This window comes from Paracoccus seriniphilus (assembly GCF_028553745.1).
Taxonomy (GTDB): domain Bacteria; phylum Pseudomonadota; class Alphaproteobacteria; order Rhodobacterales; family Rhodobacteraceae; genus Paracoccus; species Paracoccus seriniphilus.
This window is the reverse complement of the sequence record NZ_CP067131.1, coordinates 277,254-301,293: the sequence shown is the minus strand read 5'-3', so window position 1 is coordinate 301,293 and position 24,040 is coordinate 277,254. Positions and strand designations below refer to the sequence as shown.

At 62.0% G+C, this 24,040-nt stretch carries 18 protein-coding genes; 8 read left to right on the top strand and 10 right to left on the bottom strand.

Features of this window, described 5'->3' with window-relative positions; genetic code table 11:
* Window position 1 precedes the first annotated feature (1 nt).
* Entirely contained in the window at window positions 2-685 is a 684-nt protein-coding gene (gene qhpE / locus JHW44_RS17770; protein ID WP_089345652.1) for a subtilisin-like serine protease QhpE, read from the top strand.
* Entirely contained in the window at window positions 678-2,405 is a 1,728-nt protein-coding gene (locus tag JHW44_RS17765) for an ABC transporter ATP-binding protein (RefSeq protein ID WP_089345651.1), read from the top strand. Before qhpE ends, JHW44_RS17765 begins: the two co-directional genes overlap by 8 nt.
* On the opposite strand, the gene qhpR is transcribed toward JHW44_RS17765, so the two are convergent.
* Window positions 2,309-3,304, bottom strand: a complete 996-nt coding sequence (gene qhpR, locus JHW44_RS17760; protein WP_089345650.1) for an AraC-like transcriptional regulator QhpR — start codon at window positions 3,302-3,304, stop codon at window positions 2,309-2,311. The genes JHW44_RS17765 and qhpR overlap by 97 nt on opposite strands.
* Before the next feature lie 312 nt (window positions 3,305-3,616).
* Here qhpR and JHW44_RS17755 point away from each other — a divergent pair, with 312 nt between their 5' ends.
* Window positions 3,617-5,020 carry an aldehyde dehydrogenase family protein gene (locus JHW44_RS17755; RefSeq protein WP_089345649.1) on the top strand — a complete coding sequence of 468 codons (1,404 nt, stop codon included), beginning with the start codon at window positions 3,617-3,619 and terminating at the stop codon, window positions 5,018-5,020.
* A gap of 60 nt (window positions 5,021-5,080) precedes the next feature.
* Here the strand turns inward: JHW44_RS17755 and JHW44_RS17750 are convergent, their stop codons facing one another.
* From JHW44_RS17750 to JHW44_RS17735, 4 genes are read right to left on the bottom strand one after another with little or no spacing between them, the layout of a single operon-like run.
* Window positions 5,081-6,208: an acyl-CoA dehydrogenase family protein gene (locus JHW44_RS17750; protein WP_089345648.1), complete on the bottom strand. Its 1,128-nt coding sequence runs from the start codon at window positions 6,206-6,208 to the stop codon at window positions 5,081-5,083.
* On the bottom strand, window positions 6,208-7,401 hold the full coding sequence (locus tag JHW44_RS17745; protein ID WP_089345647.1) for an acetyl-CoA C-acyltransferase: 1,194 nt from the start codon (window positions 7,399-7,401) through the stop codon (window positions 6,208-6,210). Before JHW44_RS17745 ends, JHW44_RS17750 begins: the two co-directional genes overlap by 1 nt.
* 19 nt (window positions 7,402-7,420) lie before the next feature.
* Window positions 7,421-8,188, bottom strand: coding sequence for a 3-hydroxyacyl-CoA dehydrogenase (locus tag JHW44_RS17740; protein WP_089345646.1), 768 nt, complete (start codon window positions 8,186-8,188; stop codon window positions 7,421-7,423).
* 11 nt (window positions 8,189-8,199) lie between these two features.
* Window positions 8,200-9,867: an acyl-CoA synthetase gene (locus JHW44_RS17735; protein WP_089345645.1), complete on the bottom strand. Its 1,668-nt coding sequence runs from the start codon at window positions 9,865-9,867 to the stop codon at window positions 8,200-8,202.
* A gap of 130 nt (window positions 9,868-9,997) precedes the next feature.
* Here JHW44_RS17735 and JHW44_RS17730 point away from each other — a divergent pair, with 130 nt between their 5' ends.
* The 4 genes from JHW44_RS17730 (at window position 9,998) to JHW44_RS17715 (ending at window position 15,724) form a co-directional block, all read left to right on the top strand.
* Window positions 9,998-11,002, top strand: a complete 1,005-nt coding sequence (locus JHW44_RS17730; RefSeq protein WP_089345644.1) for an AraC family transcriptional regulator — start codon at window positions 9,998-10,000, stop codon at window positions 11,000-11,002.
* 39 nt (window positions 11,003-11,041) lie between these two features.
* Window positions 11,042-12,013, top strand: a complete 972-nt coding sequence (gene nudC / locus JHW44_RS17725) for an NAD(+) diphosphatase (RefSeq protein ID WP_089345643.1) — start codon at window positions 11,042-11,044, stop codon at window positions 12,011-12,013.
* 75 nt (window positions 12,014-12,088) lie between these two features.
* Entirely contained in the window at window positions 12,089-13,450 is a 1,362-nt protein-coding gene (gene chrA, locus JHW44_RS17720) for a chromate efflux transporter (RefSeq protein WP_089345642.1), read from the top strand.
* A gap of 156 nt (window positions 13,451-13,606) precedes the next feature.
* Window positions 13,607-15,724 (top strand): O-fucosyltransferase family protein, encoded by a 2,118-nt coding sequence (locus JHW44_RS17715; protein WP_089345641.1) that lies wholly within the window; start codon window positions 13,607-13,609, stop codon window positions 15,722-15,724.
* 77 nt (window positions 15,725-15,801) lie between these two features.
* Here JHW44_RS17715 and JHW44_RS17710 read toward each other — a convergent pair whose 3' ends face one another.
* From JHW44_RS17710 to JHW44_RS17690, 5 genes are read right to left on the bottom strand one after another with little or no spacing between them, the layout of a single operon-like run.
* Window positions 15,802-17,715, bottom strand: coding sequence for a propionyl-CoA synthetase (locus tag JHW44_RS17710; RefSeq protein WP_089345640.1), 1,914 nt, complete (start codon window positions 17,713-17,715; stop codon window positions 15,802-15,804).
* A gap of 10 nt (window positions 17,716-17,725) precedes the next feature.
* The gene (locus JHW44_RS17705) at window positions 17,726-18,475 is read right to left on the bottom strand and encodes an SDR family NAD(P)-dependent oxidoreductase (protein WP_089345639.1); all 750 of its coding nucleotides are present in this window, start codon (window positions 18,473-18,475) and stop codon (window positions 17,726-17,728) included.
* A gap of 14 nt (window positions 18,476-18,489) precedes the next feature.
* Window positions 18,490-20,136, bottom strand: coding sequence for a hydantoinase B/oxoprolinase family protein (locus JHW44_RS17700; RefSeq protein ID WP_089345638.1), 1,647 nt, complete (start codon window positions 20,134-20,136; stop codon window positions 18,490-18,492).
* Entirely contained in the window at window positions 20,133-22,220 is a 2,088-nt protein-coding gene (locus JHW44_RS17695) for a hydantoinase/oxoprolinase family protein (protein ID WP_089345637.1), read from the bottom strand. The genes JHW44_RS17700 and JHW44_RS17695 overlap by 4 nt, the downstream gene beginning before the upstream one ends.
* 12 nt (window positions 22,221-22,232) lie before the next feature.
* On the bottom strand, window positions 22,233-23,504 hold the full coding sequence (locus JHW44_RS17690) for an NAD(P)/FAD-dependent oxidoreductase (protein WP_089345636.1): 1,272 nt from the start codon (window positions 23,502-23,504) through the stop codon (window positions 22,233-22,235).
* Window positions 23,505-23,638: 134 nt separating this feature from the next.
* Here JHW44_RS17690 and JHW44_RS17685 point away from each other — a divergent pair, with 134 nt between their 5' ends.
* The gene (locus tag JHW44_RS17685) at window positions 23,639-24,040 is read left to right on the top strand and encodes a rhodanese-like domain-containing protein (RefSeq protein ID WP_089345635.1); all 402 of its coding nucleotides are present in this window, start codon (window positions 23,639-23,641) and stop codon (window positions 24,038-24,040) included.

Genomic DNA, 24,040 nt, shown 5'->3' with positions numbered 1-24,040 from the left:
GATGATCCGGGTCGGCGTCATAGACAGCGGCGGCCCGGTCCGTGATCATCTGGATGATGGGCAGGGGCATCGGGCCTTCCGTGCAGATGGTCTTTGCGCGCCTGCCGGGCCTGACCGGCTTGGCCACGGCAGTGCCGTCGACAGCGTGATCCGGCGTGCCTGCCCCGATGTTCTGATCCGGCATGCCCAGGTGTTCGAGGATCGTCCCGTCACCAGTGCGGCGCGGGTTGCGGCGGCGTTGGACTGGCTGGGTGGTCTGGCACCAGAACTGCGCCCGCATCTGATCTGTCTCAGCCTTGGCCTTGCTGCTGACCGCAGGACCCTGCGCGACGCCTGCACGCGATTGGCAGGGGCGCAGATCCCATTGGTTTCGGCCCATCCCGCGCAGGGCAAAGGCTGCTATCCCGCCGGATATCCCCATGTCATCGCGGCAACGGGCGATGCGCGCTGCGGCTGGGATGATTTGTCCCTGCCGCGTCCCGATGTTCTGGGGGCGTGGTGCAATTCTCCTGAACGGGGGCAGGCGGGGATGGGCGGAGCCAGCATCGGCACGGCCCGCGTCGCCGGTCATCTTGCAGCGATCATGGCCCGGCAAGGCGTGATGGCCGGGGATCAGGCATGGCATGTGCTGCGCGGGCGCTGTCGCCATATCGGCCCCGAACAGAGGCGGGCGTCCCATGGCTGATGCTGCTCTGACAGGGCGGATCGCGCGGCTGCTGTTTGGGGCGGAGACGGCCACCTGGATCACACCCATCATGCGCCGCGCCATGCCGGGGGCGCTGGTCGTGCTGGGCTTTTCATTGACGGCGGCCAGTCTGGGGCTGGCCCTGCCAATGCTGACCCGGCAAGTGATCGATGCGGGGATCATGGCCGGGGACATGCCGGCGCTGGTCTTCTGGGCGTTGATGTCATTTGCCGTCGGGCTGGGGACTGTCGGGCTTGGGATGGTCAATGCCATGTTGCATCTGCGGGCCTCGGCGCGAATGCTGGTCGATCTGCGCGGTCGGCTGTTTCGCGCGACCCTGGCCCGAGACCCGTTTCTGCCGGATCCGCCTTTGGGCGAAGCCATGGCGCGTCTGGACGGTGATTGCGCCGAGATTCAGAGTTTTGCCTTCGATACCGTTCTGGTTGCTGTTGGGGCCGTCTTCCGTCTGACCGGAGGCATCGTGCTGATGGTCGCGCTGGATTGGCGCATGGCGCTGTTGCCTTTGCTGGCTGCACCCTTCGAACTGTGGTTCCTCAGCAGGGCGCGTCCGCGCACCACACGCCTGGCCCAGACAGTCCGGCAGTGGCGCGGCAATCTCTCGTCGCAGATGGCGGAAACCGTGTCCTCGCGCGCGACATTGCGCGGTCTGAATGCCCTGGATCAGGGCGAGGAAAATTTCGCCCAGGCCCAGCAGGGGCAGTTGAGCGCGCTGATGCAGCAACGCCTGTGGTCCGAGACGGTCGGCGCGGTCAGCCAGACCATCACGGCGAGCCTGCGCGGGATCATTCTGCTGGTCGGTGGCTGGCAGGTGATTGCCGGAAGCTGGCAGATCGGCACTCTGGTTGCCTTTCTTGCCTATGCAGGCATGATGTCGGGACCGCTGCGCAATCTGCTGGGTCTGTATCACGCGCAGGCCCGCGCCAAGGTTGCCGCGCAGCGTCTTGATGGGGTGATGTCGGCACAACGCATGGATGGCGGATCGCCCATTCCCGCAGGGCCGCTGGTGATCGACCTGAAAGACGCAAGGGCTGACAATGCCCTGCATGATGCGGTCAGCGCCCGGTTCGCGCCAGGCAGCAAGGTCTTGCTGGATGGACCATCAGGCATCGGAAAATCCCGGTTGATGGCGGTGTTGACACGCGATGCGCCGCTGGCCGAAGGGAGCGTGAAATTGAATGGAGAACCCGTTTCAGACCTGCGTCCGACAGCCTTGACCTCGCGCATCACCCATCTGGCACAGCGTCCCGCGCTGCTGCGCGGGCGGCTGCGCGACAATCTTGTGCTGGCTGATCCGGATGCCGATGATGCGCGTCTGTGGCAGGTTCTGGACTGGGCCGATCTGGCCCTATGGGCGCGGGGTGAAAAGGGGCTGGATACCGTCTTGACCGAGACGGCGGCAAATCTGTCAGGCGGCCTGAGACAGCGGGTCGCGATTGCGCGGGCGCTGTTGCGACCGGCAGATGTGCTGATCTTTGACGAGGCATTTTCCGAGATTGATGATCGGGCCTGTCACCGCATTCTGACAGCAATAGACCGTGAATGCACCGCCGTGACCCGGATATTCATTGCCCATAGCGGTCCGGTTCGCGACGGGCCTTTCGATCAGGTGATCACCTTGAGCGCTTCGCTGCCCATCTTGCGCAACTCGCGCGGGGACATGCCATACCAGCGCGAAAAGGCCCGGGAAAAGGCGGTTTGATCGGAGTATCCCAGCGACAGGGCGATCTCGCCGAACTGCCGCCTGCTGCGGACCAATTGGGCCAATCCGACACTGCGGCGGCATTCGCCCAACAGGTCATGGAATGGCTGGCCCTCCTGCGCCAAGGCGCGCCGCAATGAGCGTTCCGACATGCCCATCTCACCGGCGACCATCGCCTGACTGACCATGCCGCGATCCATCCCGGTCAGGATGAGTTCGCAGACCCGTTGCGAGACCGGGGTGGTGTTTCGCAGTTCGACCAGCGCGTGGTCCAGCCTTTTGCCATAGGCCGTGACATCGTCATCACGGGCGGGATCGCGGCGCGTATTCCAGAGCACGCTGGCAGGCAGGATGATGCGGTTGGTCTCCGCTCCGAAACGCGGGGTCAAACCCAGGTGGTGGGCCAGCGCGCGCATGGCGCTGTCGGTTTCATGCTCGAAACTGAGGTCGAGGAACGCATCACGGGTGACGCCATAGCGCGAGCAGATTCCGTGGATCAGGCCAAGGGTCAGTTCGGCATCGGCGCGGCGCGGCCAGATGCGGGGATCCAGAACGCGATACGAGACATGCACCTCATCGTTGGTGACGTCCACGCAGACATTGCTGTTGGATTGCACGGTGGGAAAGCCGCGGGCAAAGACACGCAGGGCATCCCCAAGACAGTTCCGGGCCCTGGTTGCATGACCCGCAATGCCGATATCGCGCAGCCTGATCTCTTCGCCGGTCCGCCAGGACATCGAACCATCCGGCGTCTGCGCGCGATTATGTTCAAGATGGGCGACAAATGCCTCGAGCGGCATCCCTGCTGGCAGCGGAGCAGAGGTGTTGGCGGCAACGGAACCACCATCCGTGCCCAGCAACATTGAAACGACGGCTCCGCGAATCCATGACTTTTGCATGGTGTTCCCCGTGGCTGAACCGGGTGACAACCTATTGCGTCTTGGCCCGGCAATTCCCTGATGCAGTATGCTTACCATATTGCGGCGATCCGACCCAGCGTCAGGCAGAATTGGCGCCAGTCCTGTGGGCAGTTGTGAAACACCATAATTTCAACAATCTATCGCCATTCTGCCCGCAAATTTGGCAAAACGGCGTTTGACATTTCCGGCCAGTTATTCCCATGGACCGGCAGCGCCGTGGCGATTGGCCGCATTTGGCAAGAATCGCGACGGGGGTGCAGCGAAGATCGGTCAATCCTAGGGAGAGATGAGATGACCGATTACAGATTGCTGATCGATGGCCGGATGGTCGAGGGCGATGACAGCATGGAGGTGGTGAACCCCGCAACCGAAGAGGTGCTGGCGCGGGCGCCCCGTGCATCGGCCGCCCAACTGGATCAGGCGGTTGCCGCTGCCAAGGTGGCCTTCCCCGCATGGGCCGAAAGGCCGATCACCGAAAGGCGCGCGCTGATCCTGCAGATCGCGGATCGTCTTGAAGCCGATGCCGAGGCATTCGCGCGCCTTCTGACACAGGAACAGGGCAAGCCGTTGGCCGAGTCCACTGCCGAAGTCGCCTATACCTGTGCCTTCATCCGGCATCTGGCCAGCTATGACCTGCCCGTGAAGGTCATCGAGGACAATGACGCCCGTCTGGTCCAGCAGTATCGCCGTCCTCTGGGGGTTGTCGGGGCGATCATTCCCTGGAATTTCCCGTTGCTGATCGTTGCCTTCAAACTGCCGCTTGCGCTGTTGGCGGGCAACACCGTGGTGGTGAAACCATCGCCGACCACGCCGTTGACCACCCTGCGTCTGGGGACCATCCTGGCCGATCTGCTGCCCGCTGGCGTCGTGAATGTCATCACCGATCAGAATGATCTGGGCGCGCTGCTGACCGCCCATCCGGATGTGGCCAAGATTTCCTTTACCGGCTCGACCGCGACCGGGCAGAAGATCATGGCCAGCGCGGCGTCGACGATCAAGCGCCTGACGCTGGAACTGGGCGGCAATGACGCCGCCATCGTGCTGCCAGGGGCCGATCCGGAAAAGGTGGCGCCGGGGCTTTTTGCCGGGGCCTTCATGAATGCCGGGCAGGTCTGTCTGGCGATCAAACGCGCCTATGTGCATGACTCGATCTATGAAGAGGTTTGCGACCGTCTGGCAACATTGGCGCGTGAGGCCGTTGTGGGGGATGGTCTGCAACAGGGCACCACGATCGGGCCGCTGCAGAACAGGATGCAGTTCGACAAGGTCAAGGGATTCCTTGATCAGGCACGGCGCGATGGCCGGGTCGTGGCGGGCGGCGAGGTTGTCGAAGGGCGCGGCTACTTCATCCAGCCGACCATCGTGGCCGATGTGAATGATGGCGATCAGATCGTCGATGAGGAACAGTTCGGGCCGATCCTGCCGGTCATCCGGTTCGACGATGTCGAGTCTGCCTTGGCCAGTGCCAATGGTCTGGATCTTGGGCTGGGCGGATCGGTCTGGGGTAGCGATCGCGATCTGAACCGTCATGTGGCCGAACGCATGGAAAGCGGCACGGTCTGGATCAACAAGCATCTTGAATTCGGTCCCAACATCCCCTTTGGCGGGGTCAAGCAATCGGGGCTGGGCGTCGAATTCGCCGAGGAAGGTCTGGCCGAGTTCACGCAGATCCGCATCGTCAATGAAGCGCGCTGATCGCAAGCAAAGCGGGGCATGGATCTCTCCATGCCCCGCATCTGATCGTCATGTGATGCCCTACAGGCCGCGCGCGATCACCAGTCGTTGCACCTCGCTGGTGCCTTCGTAGATCTGGCAGACCCGGACATCACGATAGATCCTTTCGACCGGGTAATCGGCAAGATAGCCATATCCGCCATGGATCTGGATGGCGTCCGAACAGGTCTTCTCGGCCATTTCCGAGGCGAAAAGCTTGGCCATCGAGGCTTCGGTCAGACAGGGCCTCCCGGCTTCGCGCAGCGCCGCCGCCCTCAGCACCAGCAACCGGGCGGCATCGATCCGCGTTGCCATATCTGCCAGCTTGAAGGCGATTGCCTGATGAGTGGCGATGGGCTTGCCAAAGGTGATCCGTTCCTTGGCGTAGTCCAGCGCCGCCTGATAGGCCGCGCGCGCCATGCCTACCGCCTGAGCGGCAATGCCGATCCGGCCACCCTCCAGATTGGCCAGCGCGATCTTGTAGCCCTCGCCCTCTTTTCCCAGCAGGTTTTCAGCAGGAATCCGCATCTCGTTGAAGGCCAGCGAGCAGGTGTCCGAGGAATGCTGACCCAGTTTGTGTTCGATCGAGACAACTTCATACCCCGGCGTGTCGGTCGGGACGATGAAGGCCGAGATGCCCTTTTTCCCGGCATCGGGGTCGGTCACGGCAAAGGCGATGATCACCTGCCCGTTCTTGCCCGAGGTGATGAACTGTTTTGATCCGTTCAGCACGTAATGGTCGCCATCGCGCCGCGCCCGCGTCCGCAGCGCAGAGGCATCCGATCCGGCCTGCGGTTCGGTCAGGGCAAAGCCGCCGATCCATTCGCCCGAGGCCATGCGAGGCAGGAAACGCGATTTCTGATCATCGGTGCCAAAGCGCAGGATTGGCACGCAGCCGACCGAGGAATGCACCGACATGATGGTCGAACAGGCACCATCTGCTGCCGCAATCTCTTCCAGCGCCAACGCATAGGCGATCATCCCGGTTTCAACGCCACCATGGGCTTCGGGAACCAGCATGCCCAGGAAGCCAAGCTCACCCATCTGGGTCAGCTCGTTGCGGGGAAATGCGTGATCGCGGTCGCGCTGTGCCGCGCCAGGGGCCAGCGCATTGACGGCGAAATCTCGTGCGGCCTCGCGGATCTGTTCCTGTTCTTCGGTCAGTTGCATCAGCTCAGCCTCTCGATGGCGATGGCTGTCGCCTCACCGCCACCGATGCACAGCGAGGCGACGCCGCGCTCCAGCCCGTGGGTCTCCAGTGCTGCCAGCAGGGTGACCATAACCCTTGCGCCGGATGCGCCGATGGGATGTCCCAGCGCACAGGCGCCACCGTGAATGTTCACGATGTCATGGGGCAGGCCCAGATCGTGCATGGCGGCCATGGCGACAACGGCAAAGGCCTCGTTCACCTCGAAGAGGTCGATTTGTCCCAGATCCAGCCCCGTGCGTGTCATCAGCTTGCGGATGGCACCGATGGGCGCGGTGGGGAACAGGCTGGGTTTGTCCGCATGCGTCGCATGGCCAAGGATGCGCGCGCGCGGGGTCAGGCCCAATGCTTCGGCCTGCGAGGCGCGCATCATCACCAGCGCCGCCGCACCATCCGAGATCGAGCTGGAGTTCGCCGCTGTCACCGTGCCGCCTTCGCGAAAGGCGGGGCGCAGGGTCGGGATCTTGTCTGGACGTGCCTTGCCGGGCTGTTCGTCGATGGTAACCTGAGACTCACCCTTGCGCGATCTGACGGTGACCGGGGTGACCTCGGCGGCGAAGGCTCCGCTTTCGATCGCCTGCTGGGCACGGGTCAGCGAGGAGATGGCATAATCGTCCTGTTGCTCGCGGGTGAACTGGTAGGCTTCGGCACAGTCCTCGGCGAAGGTTCCCATCAGGCGGCCCCTGTCATAGGCGTCTTCAAGGCCATCGAGGAACATGTGATCCATGACCTGCCCATGTCCCATCCTGTATCCGCCACGCGCCTTGGGCAGCAGGTAGGGAGCGTTCGACATGCTTTCCATTCCGCCCGCGACGGCAATTTCGGTGCTTCCGGCAAGGATCATGTCATGCACCAGCATCGCTGCCTTCATGCCCGAGCCGCACATCTTGTTGACCGTCGTCGCCCCGGCATCCAGCGGCAGGCCCGCCTTCAGCGCGGCCTGCCGTGCCGGGGCCTGCCCCTGACCAGCGGGCAGAACGCAGCCCATGACGATTTCCTGGACCCTTGCGGCGTCCAGCCCGGCAGCCGTCAGCGCCCCACCAATGGCCGCAGCGCCCAGATCGGCGGCGGCTACCCCGGCCAGATCGCCCTGAAAACCGCCCATCGGGGTGCGTGCTGCGCCGACAATCACGATTGGATCTTTCGAATGTTCCATAGCTATTATCCCTTCGGGTTCAGCGCGGTGCCATGCGCAATGCGCCATCAAGGCGGATCACTTCACCATTGAGCATCGTGTTCTCGATGATATGGCGCACCATCGAGGCATATTCCTCGGGTCTGCCCAGACGCGGGGGGAAGGGCACTGTCTTGCCCAGACTGTCCTGCACATCCTGCGGCAATCCCGCCATCATCGGGGTGCTGAAGATGCCCGGCGCGATGGTCACGACCCGGATGCCATGGCGGGCCAGTTCGCGCGCGGCGGGCAGGGTCAGTGCCGCCACACCTCCCTTGGATGCCGCATAGGCCGCCTGACCGATCTGGCCGTCATAGGCGGCAATCGAGGCGGTGTTGACAATCACGCCCCGCTCGCCGCCATCATCGGGCGTATTCTGCGTCATGGCCTCGGCGCCGAGGCGCAGCATATTGAAGGTGCCGATCAGGTTGATCGTGACGGCGCGGGAAAAGCGGTCCAGATCATGCGGACCGTCGCGGCCGACGATCTTTTCGCCCGGTGCGACACCCGCGCAATTGATCAGCACGTCAATCCTGCCGAAATCCAGCTGTGCCTGCGCAATCGCGGCAAGGCCGTCCTCGGCGCGGGTCACATCGGTCCGGCAAAAGCGCGCGGCATCGCCAAGCGCATCGGCCTTGGCCTGTCCGGACTCGACATTGATGTCCAGCAGGACCGCTTTCGCGCCTGCCTGCACCGCCATGTCGGCAACGGCTGCGCCCAAACCCGATCCGGCGCCGGTGATCAGGAAAACCTTGTTCTCAAGCTGCATATCCGGGCTCCTTATGCGTTTTGCTGTTTGGCGATTTCCGCCTTGCGCAGAAGAAATCGTTGAATCTTGCCACTGGGGGTCTTGGGCAATTCCGCGACGAATTCGATCGCGCGCGGATAAGCATGGGCCGAAAGCCGGTTGCGGACATGTTGTTGCAGTTCCTCGGCCAGATCAACCGTCGGCTCGTGCCCCTTGGCCAGTATCACGAAAGCCTTGACGATCTCGGTGCGTGAGGGATCGGGAACGCCAACCACCGCAGCCTCGGTCACGGCGGGATGTTCGATCAGGGCGCTTTCGACATCGAACGGTCCGATCCGGTAGCCCGAAGATGTGATCACGTCATCGGAACGCCCGATAAAACTGATCGAGCCATCCGGTTCGAATTCCACATTGTCGCCGGTGCGGTAATAGCCGCCCGAAATCGCCGGTGTCGGTTTGTTGTGATATCCGCTGAACCAAAGCAGCGGGGAATTGGCGATATCGATGGCCAATGTCCCGGGCTGGTTCGGGCCAAGCTCATTTCCGTCATCATCCAGCACCGCGACGCGATATCCGGGCATCGCCAGACCGGCCGAGCCGGGGCGCACGGGATGATCCAGACCGTGGTGGTTGTTGACGCACATGCCCAGTTCGGTCTGGCCATAATGGTCATGGACCGGCACGCCAAGGCAGTCGTCGAACCAGCGAATGATCTCGGGATTCAGCGGTTCTCCCGCGCTGCTGACCACGCGCAGCTGGCCTTTGACATCGCAGGCCAGTTCAGGATCGGCAGCGAGCAGCAGGCGAAAGGCGGTCGGGGATCCTGCCAGGCTTGTCACGCCCAGCTTGCGAATGATGCGATAGGTGCTTTCGGCGCTGAAGCCGCCTTCGAACAGCGTGGTCGCCTGCCCCAGCAGCAGCGGGCCGGTCACGGCATAATACAGACCATAGGCCCAGCCAGGATCGGCGATATTCCAGAATACATCGTCATCCAGCAAATCGACCGCGTCGCGCATATAGGCGCCAAAGGACAGCAGGGCACGGATCGGCACCGGAACACCCTTGGGCAGGCCGGTGGTGCCCGATGTCGACATCATCATCATCAGATCATTGCCCCGCCGTATGACCGGCGCAAACACCGAGGACTGCGTTGCTAGCGCGGCGTGAAAGTCGGTGTCGCCGTCTGCCAGGCTGTCGCCCTCGCTACGGACGGTAACGACGGGGGGGCAGGCGGGAATGTCATCCAGCTTGGCGCGGTTGATGCTGTCGGTAATGATCAGTTTGGCCTGGCTGGTGTTCAGTCGCTGTTCGATGGCCTTGGGGCCGAATGCGGTGAAAAGCGGCTGATAGACCGCCCCAAGCCGCCAGGCGCCCAGCACGACGGCAACCAGTTCCACCTTGCGCGGCAACAGGCCCGAGACGACATCGCCCGGCTTAACACCCAGACTGTCGAACAGATTGGCAATCCTTGCGGACATGTCCCGCAATTGCTCGAAACTGTATTCGGTCAGGGTTTCATCCGCGCTCAGACAACGCAAGGCGGTGCGGTTGCTGCCGGTGTGGCGGTCGCAGCATTCGATGCAGGCATTCACGCCCCCCGTCAGGTCGCCCTCCAGCTTGGCCAGGGCGTCCTCGATGCGGAAATTTCCGGCGGCCTGATGATATGCGGGGCGCGTGCGCGCTGTTGCGGATACGGTCATTGGCTCCTCCCTGCCAAGTCTCGAAGAGACCAGTGGTCCTCATCTTGGCAAGAGTATGACCATCTGCAGCATTGCAAACAATGACATCAGCGGCCAAAATTAGTGATCGAATTTGCCATTAGGGGGTGGGATGTCACGGACAGTGATCTTTCCGGGCTTTGTCCGTGATGCGCTTGGCCCGTTGCTGGACAGGGGCATGGATGTCGGGCCGGTGCTGGCCGAGGCGGGGATTGATCCTGACCTGACCCAGCCTGTGTCACATGTTCAATACGGGCGGTTGTGGCTGATCATCAGCGAAAGGATCGGTGACGAGTTCTTCGGCCTTGCGGCACAACCGATGCGACCGGGCAGCTTCAGCCTGATGTGCCATGCGATCCTGCATGCGCCGACGCTGGAACGCGCCCTGCGCCGTGCGCTGCGATTCATGAACGTGGTGCTCGATGATCCCCGCGCCACGCTGCGGCTGCATGATGGCGAGGCCGAGATCCTGTTGACGGATCGCGATGGTCCGCGTCCGGCCTTTGCCTATCGGACCTATTGGCTGATCCTGATGGGGGTGCTGTGCTGGCTGGTCGGGCGTCGGTTGCCGCTGATCCGGGTGGATTTCGCGGGATCGGCACCGCCTGATCGGGCGGATTATCATCAATTCTTCGGCGCCCCGGTCACATTCGGGCAGCCCCACAGCCGACTGGTTTTTGCGGCAAGATATCTGTCCCTTCCGACCATTCGCGATGAAAAGGCCTTGAAGACGTTTCTGCGGGCGGCCCCCGGAAATATCCTGCTGCGCTATCGCCATGATCAGGATCTGACGACCCGCATCAGGGCGCGCTTGCGGGCCTGTGCCTCCGATGACTGGCCCGATTTCGATACCCTGGCCCGCGATCTGGGTCTGTCCACGGCCACTTTGCGTCGCAGGCTCAGAAGCGAGGGGCAGAGCTTCTCGGCCATTCGTGACGAGATCCGCCATCGCCAGGCCGAGGCAATGCTGACACGAACCGAACTGTCGGTGGCCGATATTGCCGCGGCCCTGGGCTATCGTGAACCCAGCGCCTTTTATCGTGCCTTCCAGAAATGGTCGGGCGTGACCCCTGCCAGTTACCGGCAGACACGCCAGCGGGCAGAAAAGCGGGGTTGAGGCCTTGCCTGTCCCCCTGTCGAAATGCAATGTCGCGCCATGATTCCCGAGACAGCAGTAACATTCGCAGGCAGCTTTCTGGACCGCGCCGACAGGTTGCGCAGCGACGAAGCTGGCATGGCCGCACGTCTGGCCGATCCATCCAGCATGGTATCGCCGTTCTGGCGAGGCAAGCCGCTGTTCGACGAAACCCCGGAAGGGCCGCGGCTGGCGTGGTTGTCCAGCGGTGATGCGCTGATTGCCGATTGCCCCGAGGCACCCATCTTCATGGGATTGGACCAGAACGGCATTTCCCATTTCGCGGCCGACGTATCCTATATCGCGCCGCCCGATCAGGAACCGGCAGATTTCATCGACGAGCGGACGCTTGATCTGTCCCAGTCCCGCAAGTTCATCGACCTGCGCACGATCATGGGCGAAATCGACCATCGGGATGCCGGGATCGCCGCTGCCGCCAAGGGCATTTTCGAATGGCGCAACACCCATCGCTTCTGTTCCAACTGCGGGCATGAAAACCGTGTCTGTCACGCTGGCTGGCGCTTTGACTGCCCCGGCTGCGGACGACAGCATTTCCCCCGCACCGATCCCGTTGTGATCATGCTGGTTCTGGATGGCGACCGGGTTCTGTTGGGGCGTCAATCGGTTTGGCCCGAGCGGATGTATTCCCTGTTGGCCGGTTTCATGGAGCCGGGCGAAACCGTGGAAGAGGCCGTCCGTCGCGAGGTCGAAGAGGAATCCAGCGTGGTCGTGGGAGAGGTTCGCTATGTGACCTCGCAGCCCTGGCCCTTTCCCGCGTCATTGATGATCGGCTGTGTCGGCAAGGCCGAGACGACCGAGATCACCATTGATCAGCATGAGCTGGAGGATGCGATCTGGGTTTCCCGTTCCGAGGTTGCGCAGGCGCTGGCAGGCCAGCATGATCGCATTTCCCCGGCCCGCAAGGGCGCGGTCGCGCAGGTGATGCTGCAGGCCTGGGTCGATGGCACCGTCCGTGGGTTCGCCAACGACTGACCCAAGCGACTGGCGCGGGCTTGACCTTTGCCCTGCTCGCTGTGATGACCGTCTGAACATGGGCGGGGCATTGAAATGAAACAGAATTCCTATCCAGGCCTTGCCGAGGCCACCAAGGTCTGGGCAAGAATCGCGGCGCTGAGCTTTGGCGGCCCGGCCGGTCAGATGGCGGTCATGCATCGCATCCTGGTACAGGAAAAACGCTGGATCGGAGATGATCGCTTTCTGCATGCACTGAATTTCTGCATGTTGCTGCCGGGCCCCGAGGCGCAGCAGCTGGCCACTTATGTCGGCTGGTTGATGCATGGTGTGCGCGGTGCGCTGGTTGCCGGATTGCTGTTCATCCTGCCCGGTGTCAGCGCGATCATGGTGCTCAGCTGGATTTACGCGGCCTATGGCGATATCCGTTTTGTCGCGGCGCTGTTCTTTGGATTGAAGGCTGCGGTTCTGGCCATTGTGGTGCAGGCGGTGATACGTGTGGCGGGCAAGGCGCTGCGCAACAATGCCATGCGCTTCCTTGCGATCTCGGCCTTTGTCGCGCTGTTTGCCTTTGCCGCGCCATTTCCCCTGATCGTTGCGCTTGCCGCATTGATCGGCTGGGCAGGGGCGGCGATGGACGTGGCTGCCTTTCAGGTCCGCAACCGGGATGCCTCGGCGCCCGACGGCCATATCTCGGATAGCGACAGCCTGTTGGGACAGGAAAGCGCTGAAGATGGTCCTGATCGCAGAACCGCGCATCGTGCGGGATTTGCGGCATTGGCGCTTTGGCTGGTCCCGGTTGCCTTGTTGATGTTGGTGTCACCGGGCGGCGTCTTCACCGATATCGCAACCTTCTTTTCAAAACTGGCGCTGCTGACCTTTGGCGGAGCCTATGCCGCGCTGGCATGGGTGGCTCAGGAGGCGGTGGGCAGCTACGGCTGGCTGCAGCCGGCAGAGATGCTGGATGGGCTTGGAATGGCCGAGACGACGCCCGGGCCGCTGATCATGGTGCTGCAATTTGTCGGGTTCCTGGCTGCGCTGAGGGAATCCGGATGGCCGATGCCGCTGCTGGCGGGCACGATTGGCGGTCTGATCGCGACATGGGTGACCTTTGCCCCATGTTTTGCCTGGATCTTTTTCGGGGCACCCTACATGGAGTCGCTGCGCCACAATCGCAGGCTGTCAGCGGCGCTGTCTGCGGTGACTGCTGCGGTCGTGGGTGTGATCCTGAACCTTGCGGTCTGGTTTGCCGTGCATACGGTCTGGCGCGAAACGATGCCGCTGGATGTTGGGCTGCTGCATGTCGAGTTGCCCGTCCTGTCATCTCTGGACCCGGCCGCAGCCACGCTGTCGGTCTTGGCCTTGATCGGCGTTTTCTTGTTGCGAATGGGCATGACGGCCCTGCTGGCCAGTGCGGCCTGTCTGGGCTTGCTGCTGCATCTGGCGGGTTTCGTCTAAGCCGGAAAAGGAGGCAGCCTTGGGCAAATGGCAAGGTATCACGTGGCAATTCAACCTTTGGTTGATATTGCAAAGCACCCAGCCGGGCAATTGCTGGAAAACACTGCGCGAATGTGGTTAGACCGACACAACGATAAGCGGAGATACTTTCAAGAGATGGCGATTCAAGAACAGGGCAGGGTCATCGCGGTTCGCAATGATCGTTTGGGCGGCCGGCTAGGGGCGCTGTTGAATGCCAAGCGCATCGCCGATGATTACTCTGCGGGCTTTGCCTTTACCTGGTCCAGCCACGAAGCCGTCAGCCCCGAATTGCAGAAACCGGAAGAGCTGTTTTCAAAGGATTTTCTTGAAGAATATCGTGAAACGCGGCTGGGTTTCGGAGAATTGCAGGAAAGTGCTCTGGCTGTCGAGAACCTTCCGGCGGGCTGCGACCGCGATTGGTTGACCCGCCAGCTGGCCGAACGGAACCTGCGTTGTTCCGAGGCCATGCAGGTCGTGCGGCTGCCATGGGAAGATCAGGGCGAGGTGGCCGAACGCCTTGTCCAGACGCTTGGCAGCATCCAGTTCAATCCCGTTGTCAAGCAGGCGATGGAACGGATCCGCGACAGCCTGGGCGATGTGGCGTTGGTGGCCTATCACCTGCGCCGTGGTGATATCATTGATCCGGCGGCACGGCCCTCCAATGTGTTGTGGCCCACGAAATACATTCCCCGTGTCTTCTATGAAGAACATATTGGCCGCGTTTTGGCGCAGGATCCCGATGCGAGAATCGTCATCTTTTCCGACGCCCCGCATGAGATTGACGCCTTTTGTGCGCTGTCGCCGCGGGTGATCCCGGCCGCAAGGCTGATTGACGACGAAGATCTGGCCCCGCTTCAGCGAGATTTTCTCGAGCTTTACACGATGTCGCTGTGCAAGCGGATCTTCGCGCCGGGGGCCAGTGCCTTTTCCCGCCTTGCAGCCCTGCTGGGCAACAGTCAGGTGATCCCGATCACCTCTGATCTGACAGCGCAAGAGCGCGAGCATGCACTGAACCGTCTGACGCAGCAACTGGACCAGTCACCGGAAGTCTTTGCCGGTGACGCCGATCTCGGGCAGAATTTCCCTGAGCTGATCGCATTCCACAACGCGCGCAAGACGCCTCACGTCGCGCGCGCCATTCTGCAAAAGCATCATGATCGCGGCTTTCGCCAGTCCTATATCCATGATCTTCTGGCTGAACAGCATTTCTGGGCAGGAGATTCAGAGGCGGCGCTGAATCTGGCGCGTTCCTTGAAAGAGCGGCCGATCCTGACCGATCTGGGCAATGCGCAGGTCTACGCATGGGCCGGGTTGGCTGCGCTTGCCGACAACCGGACCAAAGAGGCGACGCGCATGGCGCATATCGCCCAATGGCTGCAACCCAATCTGCCCATTGCACGTATCCTGATCGGGGGGCTTGTCGGTGCCAAGGTCGATCCGGCGTGCCTCTATCCGGTGGCGCCGGAACTGGTCTTGCTGAAGCGGTCGATGGTGGCGCGCTTTGCAGCAATAGCCGAGCGACTCTCGAACTCCGACACGACGGTATCCAACAGGCGCATGCTGTCCTTCATCCCATTTGAACTGGATATTCGCGATTGGCGTGACATCCAGTCTTTGCGCCTGCCATCGGCGTTCTGGAATGTCCCCAACCAGCACAAGATGATCGGGTTTTTCCGCAGCACCTATCGGCGGCAGTTGGAGCTACCGCAGGTCAGGTCGCTTCTGGGACAATTGCATTTTCAGGCCGAGGATCAAGAGGTCGGCAAACGCCTGATCGAAGAGGCCTATGATGAAAGCCGCGGCGATTCACTGATTGCCATTCGCCGGGCGCGGATGATGTGGGCCGAAGGTCGTCAAGGCGCCGCGCTCAAGGGGTTTGCCGAGGCCGCCGAGCTTTCAGGGCAGCATATCTGCCATATGGCCGAACAGGGGGTGGCACTGGTGCGTGCGGGCAAGAAGGGGCAGGCCATAGATGTGTTCAAGCGTATTTCCGAACGGGACCATGATTTCGTCGAAATTCACATCACGACGGCCGACGTGTTGCGGCGTCAGGGCAAGACCCGTGATCTGGCGCTGAAGGTTGCCGCTCATGTCGATGACATGGTGCCCGGTGGATTGCGGACCGCGCAGATCCACAGAAAGGTTCTGGAACAGACAGGCCATAAGCAGCAGGCGGACCAGATCGTCGCGCGGTTCAAGGCATGGAACCGTTCCTGCGGCAAGTTTTCCTCGCGCGTCGGTTCGGCGGGGTGATCGGACGCCGGGGTGACCCGGGCGTATGCCCCGCCGCAAGGCAAACCTTGGGCGGGGGCATTTCATGTCGGGCCGGATCATGCGGGCTGATGCGCATAGCCTCGATTTTGCAGGACGGCCTTGATCTCTTGCAGGATCGCAGGGTCGTCGATCGCCGCCGGCATCTTCCAGGGCTGGTCATCGGCAATTTTCTGGATCGTGCCGCGCAGCACCTTGCCTGAACGTGTCTTGGGCAGGCGTTCGACCTCGATGGCGGTCTTGAAGGCCGCGACCGGCCCGATTTCCTGTCGCACCAGCGCGACCAGTTCCCGTTCAAGTCGCTCGGGGTCGGGCTGCACACCGGAATTGGTGACATAGAAACCGACGGGCATTTGCCCCTTCAGCGCATCGGCCACGCCAACCACCGCGCATTCGGCAATGTCGGGATGGCTGGTGATCACCTCTTCCATTGCACCGGTCGACAGGCGGTGCCCGGCGACATTGATGATGTCGTCAGTGCGCGCCATGATGAAGACATAGCCGTCTTCGTCAATAATCCCGGCATCCGAAGTGGCATAATAGCCCGGAAATTCGTCAAAATAGGCGCTTTGATAGCGTTCCGGCGCGTTCCACAATGTCGGAAAGCAACTGGGCGGCAGTGGCAATTTCAGCACGATGTTGCCAAGCGTTCCCGGCGCGACGGGGTGGCCGTCATCGTCAAGCACCTGCACATCATATCCGGGCATGGGTTTGCCGGGGCTGCCCAGGCGGATTGGGAAGGCACCCAGCCCGACAGGGTTGCCCGAGATGGCCCAGCCGGTCTCGGTTTGCCACCAATGGTCGATGACCGGGCGGTCCAGCTTGCTTTGCGCCCATTTGACCGTATCGGGGTCCGAGCGTTCCCCCGCCAGAAACAGCGTGCGGAACTGCGACAGGTCATATTTTCCGATCTGCTCGCCCTGTGGGTCTTCCTTGCGGATGGCGCGAAAGGCCGTCGGGGCGGCGAACAGGGCATTGACCTTGTGATCCTGAATGACCCGCCAGAACACACCCGCATCGGGGCATCCGACCGGCTTGCCTTCGAAGACCACGGTGGCACAGCCCTGCAGCAGGGGACCATAGCAGATGTAGGAATGACCGACGACCCAGCCCACATCCGAGGCCGCCCAGAACACATCGCCCGGGCGGGTGCCGTAATGGTTTTCCATGGCCCAATGCAGCGCGACCATATGGCTGCCATTGTCGCGGACCACGCCCTTGGGTTGCCCGGTTGTGCCGGATGTATACAGGATATACAGCGGATCCGTGGCCTCGACCGGGACGCAATCGGGACGGCGCCCCTGTTCTTTCGCCTGCGCGACGGCTTCAGCCATATCGACATCGCGCCCGGTGACCATCTCGCAGCGATGTGCCTCGCGCTGCAGAATGACGCAGGAGGCGGGTTTGTGCGTGGCATCGGCGATGGCCTGGTCCAGCAGCGGCTTGTATTCGACGATGCGGGTGTTTTCCAAACCGCATGAGGCCGAGATGACCAGCTTGGGGGTGGCGTCATCTATGCGTGCCGACAATTCATGCGCGGCAAAACCCCCGAAGACAACCGAATGCACCGCGCCCAGACGGGCACAGGCCAGCATGGCAAAAACCGCCTCGGCAACCATGGGCATATAGATGATCACGCGGTCGCCTCTGGTGACACCCTGATCCTGCATCACGGCGGCCAGTGCACCGACTTCGTCCAGCAGTTGCGCAAAGCTGTAGCGCCGCACGGATTTTGTCACCGGGCTGTCCCAGATCAGCGCGGTCTGATCGCCACGACCGTTCTGCACATGGCGGTCCACGCAGTTCCAGCAGGTGTTGCATTGAGCGCCGGCAAACCAGCGCCCGAATTTGCCCATCTCAGGATCAAAGACCTTGTCGGCAGGTCTGATCCAGTCGATGGCCTGGGCCGCCCGTGCCCAATAGGCCTCGGGGTCGGCCCGCCATGCGGCATAGCTCTGCTCATATCCGGACATGGGACGGCCCTCAGCAGACATAGTTCAGGCCAAGGCGGCCGCCATCGACATAGATGGTTTCACCGGTGATATAGCTGGCCTTTTTCGAGGCGAGGAACGCCACGACATCGCCGATCTCACGCGCCGTGCCCATGCGTTGCAAAGGCGTGCGCGACATGGCCATCTTCATGGCTTCGGGATTGGCATTCACGCCAGCCATCATTTCCGTGTCGATCGAGCCGGGACCAACCGCGTTCACGCGGATGCCATGCGGGGCCAGCGCCAGCGACATGGATTTCGTCAACTGCATGACGCCGCCCTTCGAGGCGCAATAGGCCGGAATGGCCGGAATGGCGACAACGGCATTGATCGAGGACATATTGACGATCGAACCGTTGATCTCTTGCGCCACCATGGCTTTGGAGGCCCGTTGCGAAGCATAGAACAGTCCCGTCAGGTTCACGTCGATCACCTTGCGGAAGTCATCCAGGGAATAGTCGAGGAAGTTCCCCGGAAGGGCGACACCGGCATTGTTGACCAATGTGTGCACGAAACCCAGTTCGGCTTCGATCTTCGCGAACATGGCGTCGATCTGCTCGACATTGCCGAGATCGCAGGCGATGCCGACAGCGCCATTGCCCAGCTTTCGCGCGGCTTCCTCGACGCCTTCGGCGTTGATATCGGCCAGAACCAGCTGGAAGCCGTCTTCGGCAAGCGCCTCGGCGCAGGCATATCCGATACCCTGGGCAGCGCCGGTCACCAATGCGATATTGCGTGTCATGAGTTCAATCTCCTTCAGTCTTCCAAACCGTAATCGTTACGGGCCTGTTCGGGGGTGATATAGCCCGCAGCCAGATCGGCGCGGACAAGTTCGGGGTCACGGCGGGCCGGGTCGCCATAGCCGCCCCCGCCGGGCAGGCTGAGGACAAGCCGCTGGCCGCTGGCGATTTTCTGGCGGCCCTTGCCGCGCAGTTTCGTGCCGTCAGCCAGTTCGACACGGCCATTGCCGCCGCATCCGCCGCCGTCACGACCACGCGCGGGATTGTCGATCCGGTCAAACATCGCGTTGAAAAACAGGTCATAGCCGTGACGCGGTTCGATCTCGATCACCTGGCCCAGCCCGCCGCGCCAGGTTCCCGCACCACCTGAACCTTCGCGCAGATCCTTGCGCCAGACGGTGATCGGGCCGACCTGTTCTGTCACTTCGACCGACATTGTCGAAACGCCCGAGGGGAAGGCGGTGGCGGACATGCCATCCAGCGTCGGTCGCGCCCCGGTGCCGCCTGAGTTGAACATCAGGACCTCGCGACCGGGCAGATTGCTGTCGGGGTCCGAGGGCCTTGCAGAGATCTGGATGTTCCACAGCGCCGAGGCCCCTTCGGCAGGCACAGTGCCCCCCATGGCCTGATGCAATGCGCCCAATACGACATCGGGGACCAGATGGCCCAGAACATGGCGGACCGAGACCGGGGCAGGGCGTCTGGCCGCAAGAATGCAGCCTTCGGGCGCGGTGATGTGGAATGGCTCCAGAGAGCCGGTATTGTTGGGAACGTCCGGTGCAATCGCGCATTTCAGCGCATAGCAGGCATAGGCCCTTGTATAGACCTCGGGGCAGTTCACGCCGAATTTGGACATGCCGCTTGTGCCGTCGAAATCCGCCAGCAGCCTGTCGCCTTCGATGGTCAGACGCACCTGCATGTGAACCGGTGCTTCATAGCCATCGACGGTCATCGTTGAATCATAGCTGCCCGAGGGCACCTTCGCGATGGCGTTCAGCGTCGCCTTGCGGCTGCTGTCGATGATGAAATCGGACAGCATGTCCAGATCGTCGATGGAAAATTCATCCATCATGTCCTGCAGCCTGCGATTGCCGGCTTCGTTGCAGGCGGCCAGGGAATACATGTCGCCGACCGTCTGGTCGGGCGTGCGGACATTGGCGCGGATCATCTGAACCAGCAGGGAGCTGACCTGACCTTTTTCCGCGAATTTGGTGATCGGGATCAGCAGGCCTTCCTCATAGACCTCGCCCGCATCGGGACCAAAGCCGCGACCGCCGATATCGACAACATGTGCCGTGCAGGCGAAAAAGCCGATATGCACGCCCTTGCGAAAGACCGGCGTCACGACCGTGATGTCATGCAGATGGCCGGTGCCCTTCCAGGGGTCGTTGGTGATGAAGACATCGCCTTCAAAGATGTTCTGCGCGCCGATTTCACGGGTGAAATGGGTCACGCTTTCGGCCATGGCGTTGACATGGCCGGGGGTGCCGGTCACGGCCTGGGCCATCATGCGCCCCTGCCTGTCGAACAGCCCTGCGGAAAGGTCTCCGGCTTCACGCACGCTGGTGGAAAAGGCTGTGCGGATCAGGGTGGTCGCCTGTTCTTCGACCACCGCAATCAGCCGGTTCCACATGATTTGCAGATCAATCGAAGACATGCTCATTTCATTGCCCCTTTCCGCAGCAGCAACAGGCTGCCATCTCCTTGTCCGATCACCGAATAGCCCGAGGTCACGATGGTCGAGGTTTCGCTTTCCGTGATGACCGCCGGGCCTTCGACAACGGCACCGGCTGTGATTGCCTGGCGATCGACCTCGCGCGCGGTGACCGTCTTGCGCAGGGCCGAGTCAAAGAACTCGCGGCTGCGGTCGCTGTCCATTGACGCGCCGGTCAGGAAGCGTTGTGCCTTGTCCATGTCGGGCAGGACCGAGGCGACGGTCAGCGACCAGTTCGTGACCTCGACCGGCAGATCGTCGATGATGCGGCCGAAGAGGTTGCGATAGGCTTCCTCGAAGGCCTGCAAAAGCATGGTCTGATCACCGTCATTGAACGGGGTGTAGGGCAGCACCACGGGGATTTCCCAGCCCTGTCCGGTATAGCGCATGAAGGCAGTCAGGCGGATCGTTGTTTCGGCATCTCCGGCCCCTTCCTTGACGAATGCGCGAGCCTCGGCCTCCAGTTCGGTCAGCGCGGCATTGACCATAGCCGGATCAAAGGCGTCCAATCGCTGAAACAACCCGCGCGTCGCCTCGTAGCTGAAGGGGGCCTTGAGGAAGCCGATGGCCGAGCCCACACCCGCGCCGGGCGGGATGATCAGGCTGTCGATGCCCAGTTTTTCACACAGACGGCAGGCATGCAGCGGCGCACCGCCGCCAAAAGCGATCATGGTGAAATGTTCGATGTCTCGCCCGTTTTCGACCGTGTGGACACGGGCGGCATTGGCCATGTTTTCATCGACCATTTCGGTCACGCCGAATGCCGCATCCGCCGCAGGCATGTCCAGCTTGCGCGCCAGCTGTTCATCCAACGCAGCAAGTGCCAACTCGCGCGACAGTGGAATCGCACCACCTGCAAAATTGTCGGCATCCAGCCGCCCCAGCGTCAGGTTGGCATCCGTCACCGTCGGTTCGTTGCCGCCGCGCTGATAACAGGCCGGTCCGGGCTCGGATGCCGCGGAGCGCGGTCCGACCTGAATGCGACCCATGGCGTCGATCGAGGCGATCGATCCGCCCCCGGCCCCGATCTCGACCATTTCGACGACCGGAGTAGAGACCGGCATCCCCGAGCCCTTCTTGAAGCGATAGGTGCGCGCCACCTCGAAGGTATTCGCGGTCTTCGGGCGGCCGTCCTCGATCAGGCAGATCTTGGCCGTGGTGCCGCCCATGTCAAAGCTGAGCACCTTGTCCAACCCATGTGCACGTGCAAATTCCGCGGCGAAGATGGCACCTCCGGCAGGGCCGGATTCCAACAGGCGGACGGGTTCGGCGCTGGCGGTCTCGACCGAGATCAGCCCGCCTCCGGAATGCATCATGAAGACCGGTGCGGCAATTTCCGTATCGCGAAGCCTTGCGACCAGCCGTCCCAGATAATCCGCGACCTGCGGCTGTACATAGGCATTGGCGATCACGGTATTGAACCGCTCGAATTCGCGCATCTGGGGTGAAATCACCGATGAAATCGAGACCGACAGATCGGGCGCGGCGGCCTTCAGGGCCTCGGCCATCATCTGCTCGTGGGCCGGATTGGCATAGGCATGCATGAAGCCGATGGCGACGGATTCGTAACCGCCGTCGAGAATGGTCTGCACCATCGCCTCGATCTCTGCGCGCTCCAGTGCCAGCAGAACCGAGCCGTCCGCCGCCACGCGTTCCTTCATGGTAAATCGGTCTTTGCGTGCCACCAGCGGCTTGGGCAGCGTCAGGTTCAGGTCATATTGCTCGAAGCGGTTTTCCGAGCGCATTTCGACCACGTCGCGAAAGCCCTCGGTGGTGATGAAGGCCAGCTTGGCCCCCCGCCTTTCGATCAGCGAATTGGTTACCAGCGTGGTGCCATGGATCACCTGGCCGATCTCGGCAGGTCCGACCCCGGCAGCATCGGCTGCCTTGAGAATGCCATCAAGAATGGCCTGTTCGGGTTTGCTGTAATTCGTCAGGACCTTGGCCGTCGCAAGGCCGCCCGGATATTGTAGCGCGACATCGGTAAATGTTCCGCCGATATCAACGCCGACACGGATATTGGGATTCATCATGCAAGCCTCGGTTCAGAAACTTTTCATCAGTTGGTTCATCGTGAAGGCGGTTTCATAGATGCCAGCCTTCAGCGTGCGGTTGGCGGCCGGTTTGAGCCCGGTCACCGGAATCGGCAGAGTGTCTTCCGTTGCGCCCGTCATCAGTTCGGCCAGCGCCTTGCCGAACATGGTGCCGGTGGTGATGCCCCGCCCGTTATAACCGATGGGTGTGAATACCCCTTCGGCCAGCCGATGAATGCGGAACAGATGGTCGGGGGTCATGGCGATCTGTCCATGCCAGGCATTGTCGAATTCGACCTTGCCCAATTCGGGGAACAGTCGCTTCAGATTGGCCTGTGCCCATCGCCGTGACAGGCCCTTCCTGCCGCCAAGCACCGACCCCATGGAGCCGATGATCAGCCGACCGAACTCATCCCGGCGCAATGAGAACATGATCTGGTTGGTATCCCACAGGCCCTGCCGTTCGGGCAGGATATGTTCGCCTCTCTTTCCGAGAGGTTCCGTCGACAGCTGGAAGAAATGGATCTTGGTAAAACTCTGACGCAGGCCGGGCCACAGATCGTCCGAATAGGCATTGGTGCCCAGGACCACGTATTTCGCGCTGACGGTGCCGCGCGCGGTGCGAAGCTGCCAGCGGTCGCCCGCCCTGGTGATCTTTGTCACTGTGACTCCGGTCGAAATCCTGGCACCTGCGGATGTCGCCGCCCGTGCAAGGCCGCGCGCATATCCCATCGGGTTGATCGTCCCGGCGCGGCGGTCCAGAAGGCCGCCGAAAAACCTGGTCGTGCCGGTCTTCTTCGCGGTTTCCGCCGCATCCAGAAGTTCGACATCGACTCCGCGCCGGTGCCAGCCTTCGGCACGACGCTGCAGGTCCTGGAAGCCCCTGGGCGAATGAGCGGCGTGAATCGTGCCGCTGCGCGTTGCTTCGCAGCGGATCTGGTATTTCTCGATCAACGAGAAGACGTAATCAGGCAATTCACCCAACCGCTGGACCAACCGTGATCCGGCTTCTTTGCCGAGGTTTTTCTCGACATCCTGCGGGGGCAGCCAGACGCCCGCATTGACCAGTCCGACATTGCGACCCGAGCCGCCATAACCGATGTGCCTGGCTTCCAGAACGTGACAATCCAATCCCAGATTGGCGGCGTGCAATGCCGTCGACAGGCCCGTGAAACCTCCACCGACGATGGCGACATCGCAGGTCGAATCGCCGTCCATCGGGCATTCATGGGGTCGTTCGGCTGCTGACATGTCCCACAAGGATATAGGCTTGTTCGCGGGCATGGCTCTCTCCTGGTTGGTCATTGGGGCCGGTTGTTCGCTTTTGCTCCGGCGTTATGGACAAAGCTTGATACAGCGCAACGACTGTGTCAACATACATTATAGTCGTTCTATATGCTGAAACACTAGGAGGCCACATGCCCAGCCTGAACACATCGGTCAAGAAGATGGTCGAACAAGCGCGCGCGCGCATCGAAGAGGTGGAAACCCGGGATGCGATCAAGATGGTCGATGACCCCGAGGTCGTGATCGTGGATCTGCGCGATGTCAGGGAACGGCAGCGCTCGGGCTTTATTCCGGGCAGCTTTCATTGCCCGCGCGGAATGCTGGAATTCTGGGTGGATCCCGAAAGCCCGTATTTCAAGGAGATCTTTGCAGAGGACAAGAAATTCGTCTTCCACTGTGCCAGCGGCTGGCGCTCGGCACTGTCGGTCGCCCTGCTGCAGGACATGGGCTTTCAGGCCGCCCATCTGAAAGAGGGATTTTCGACCTGGGAGAAACAGGGCGGGCCAGTCGAATATCCCGCCCCCAAGTCGTGA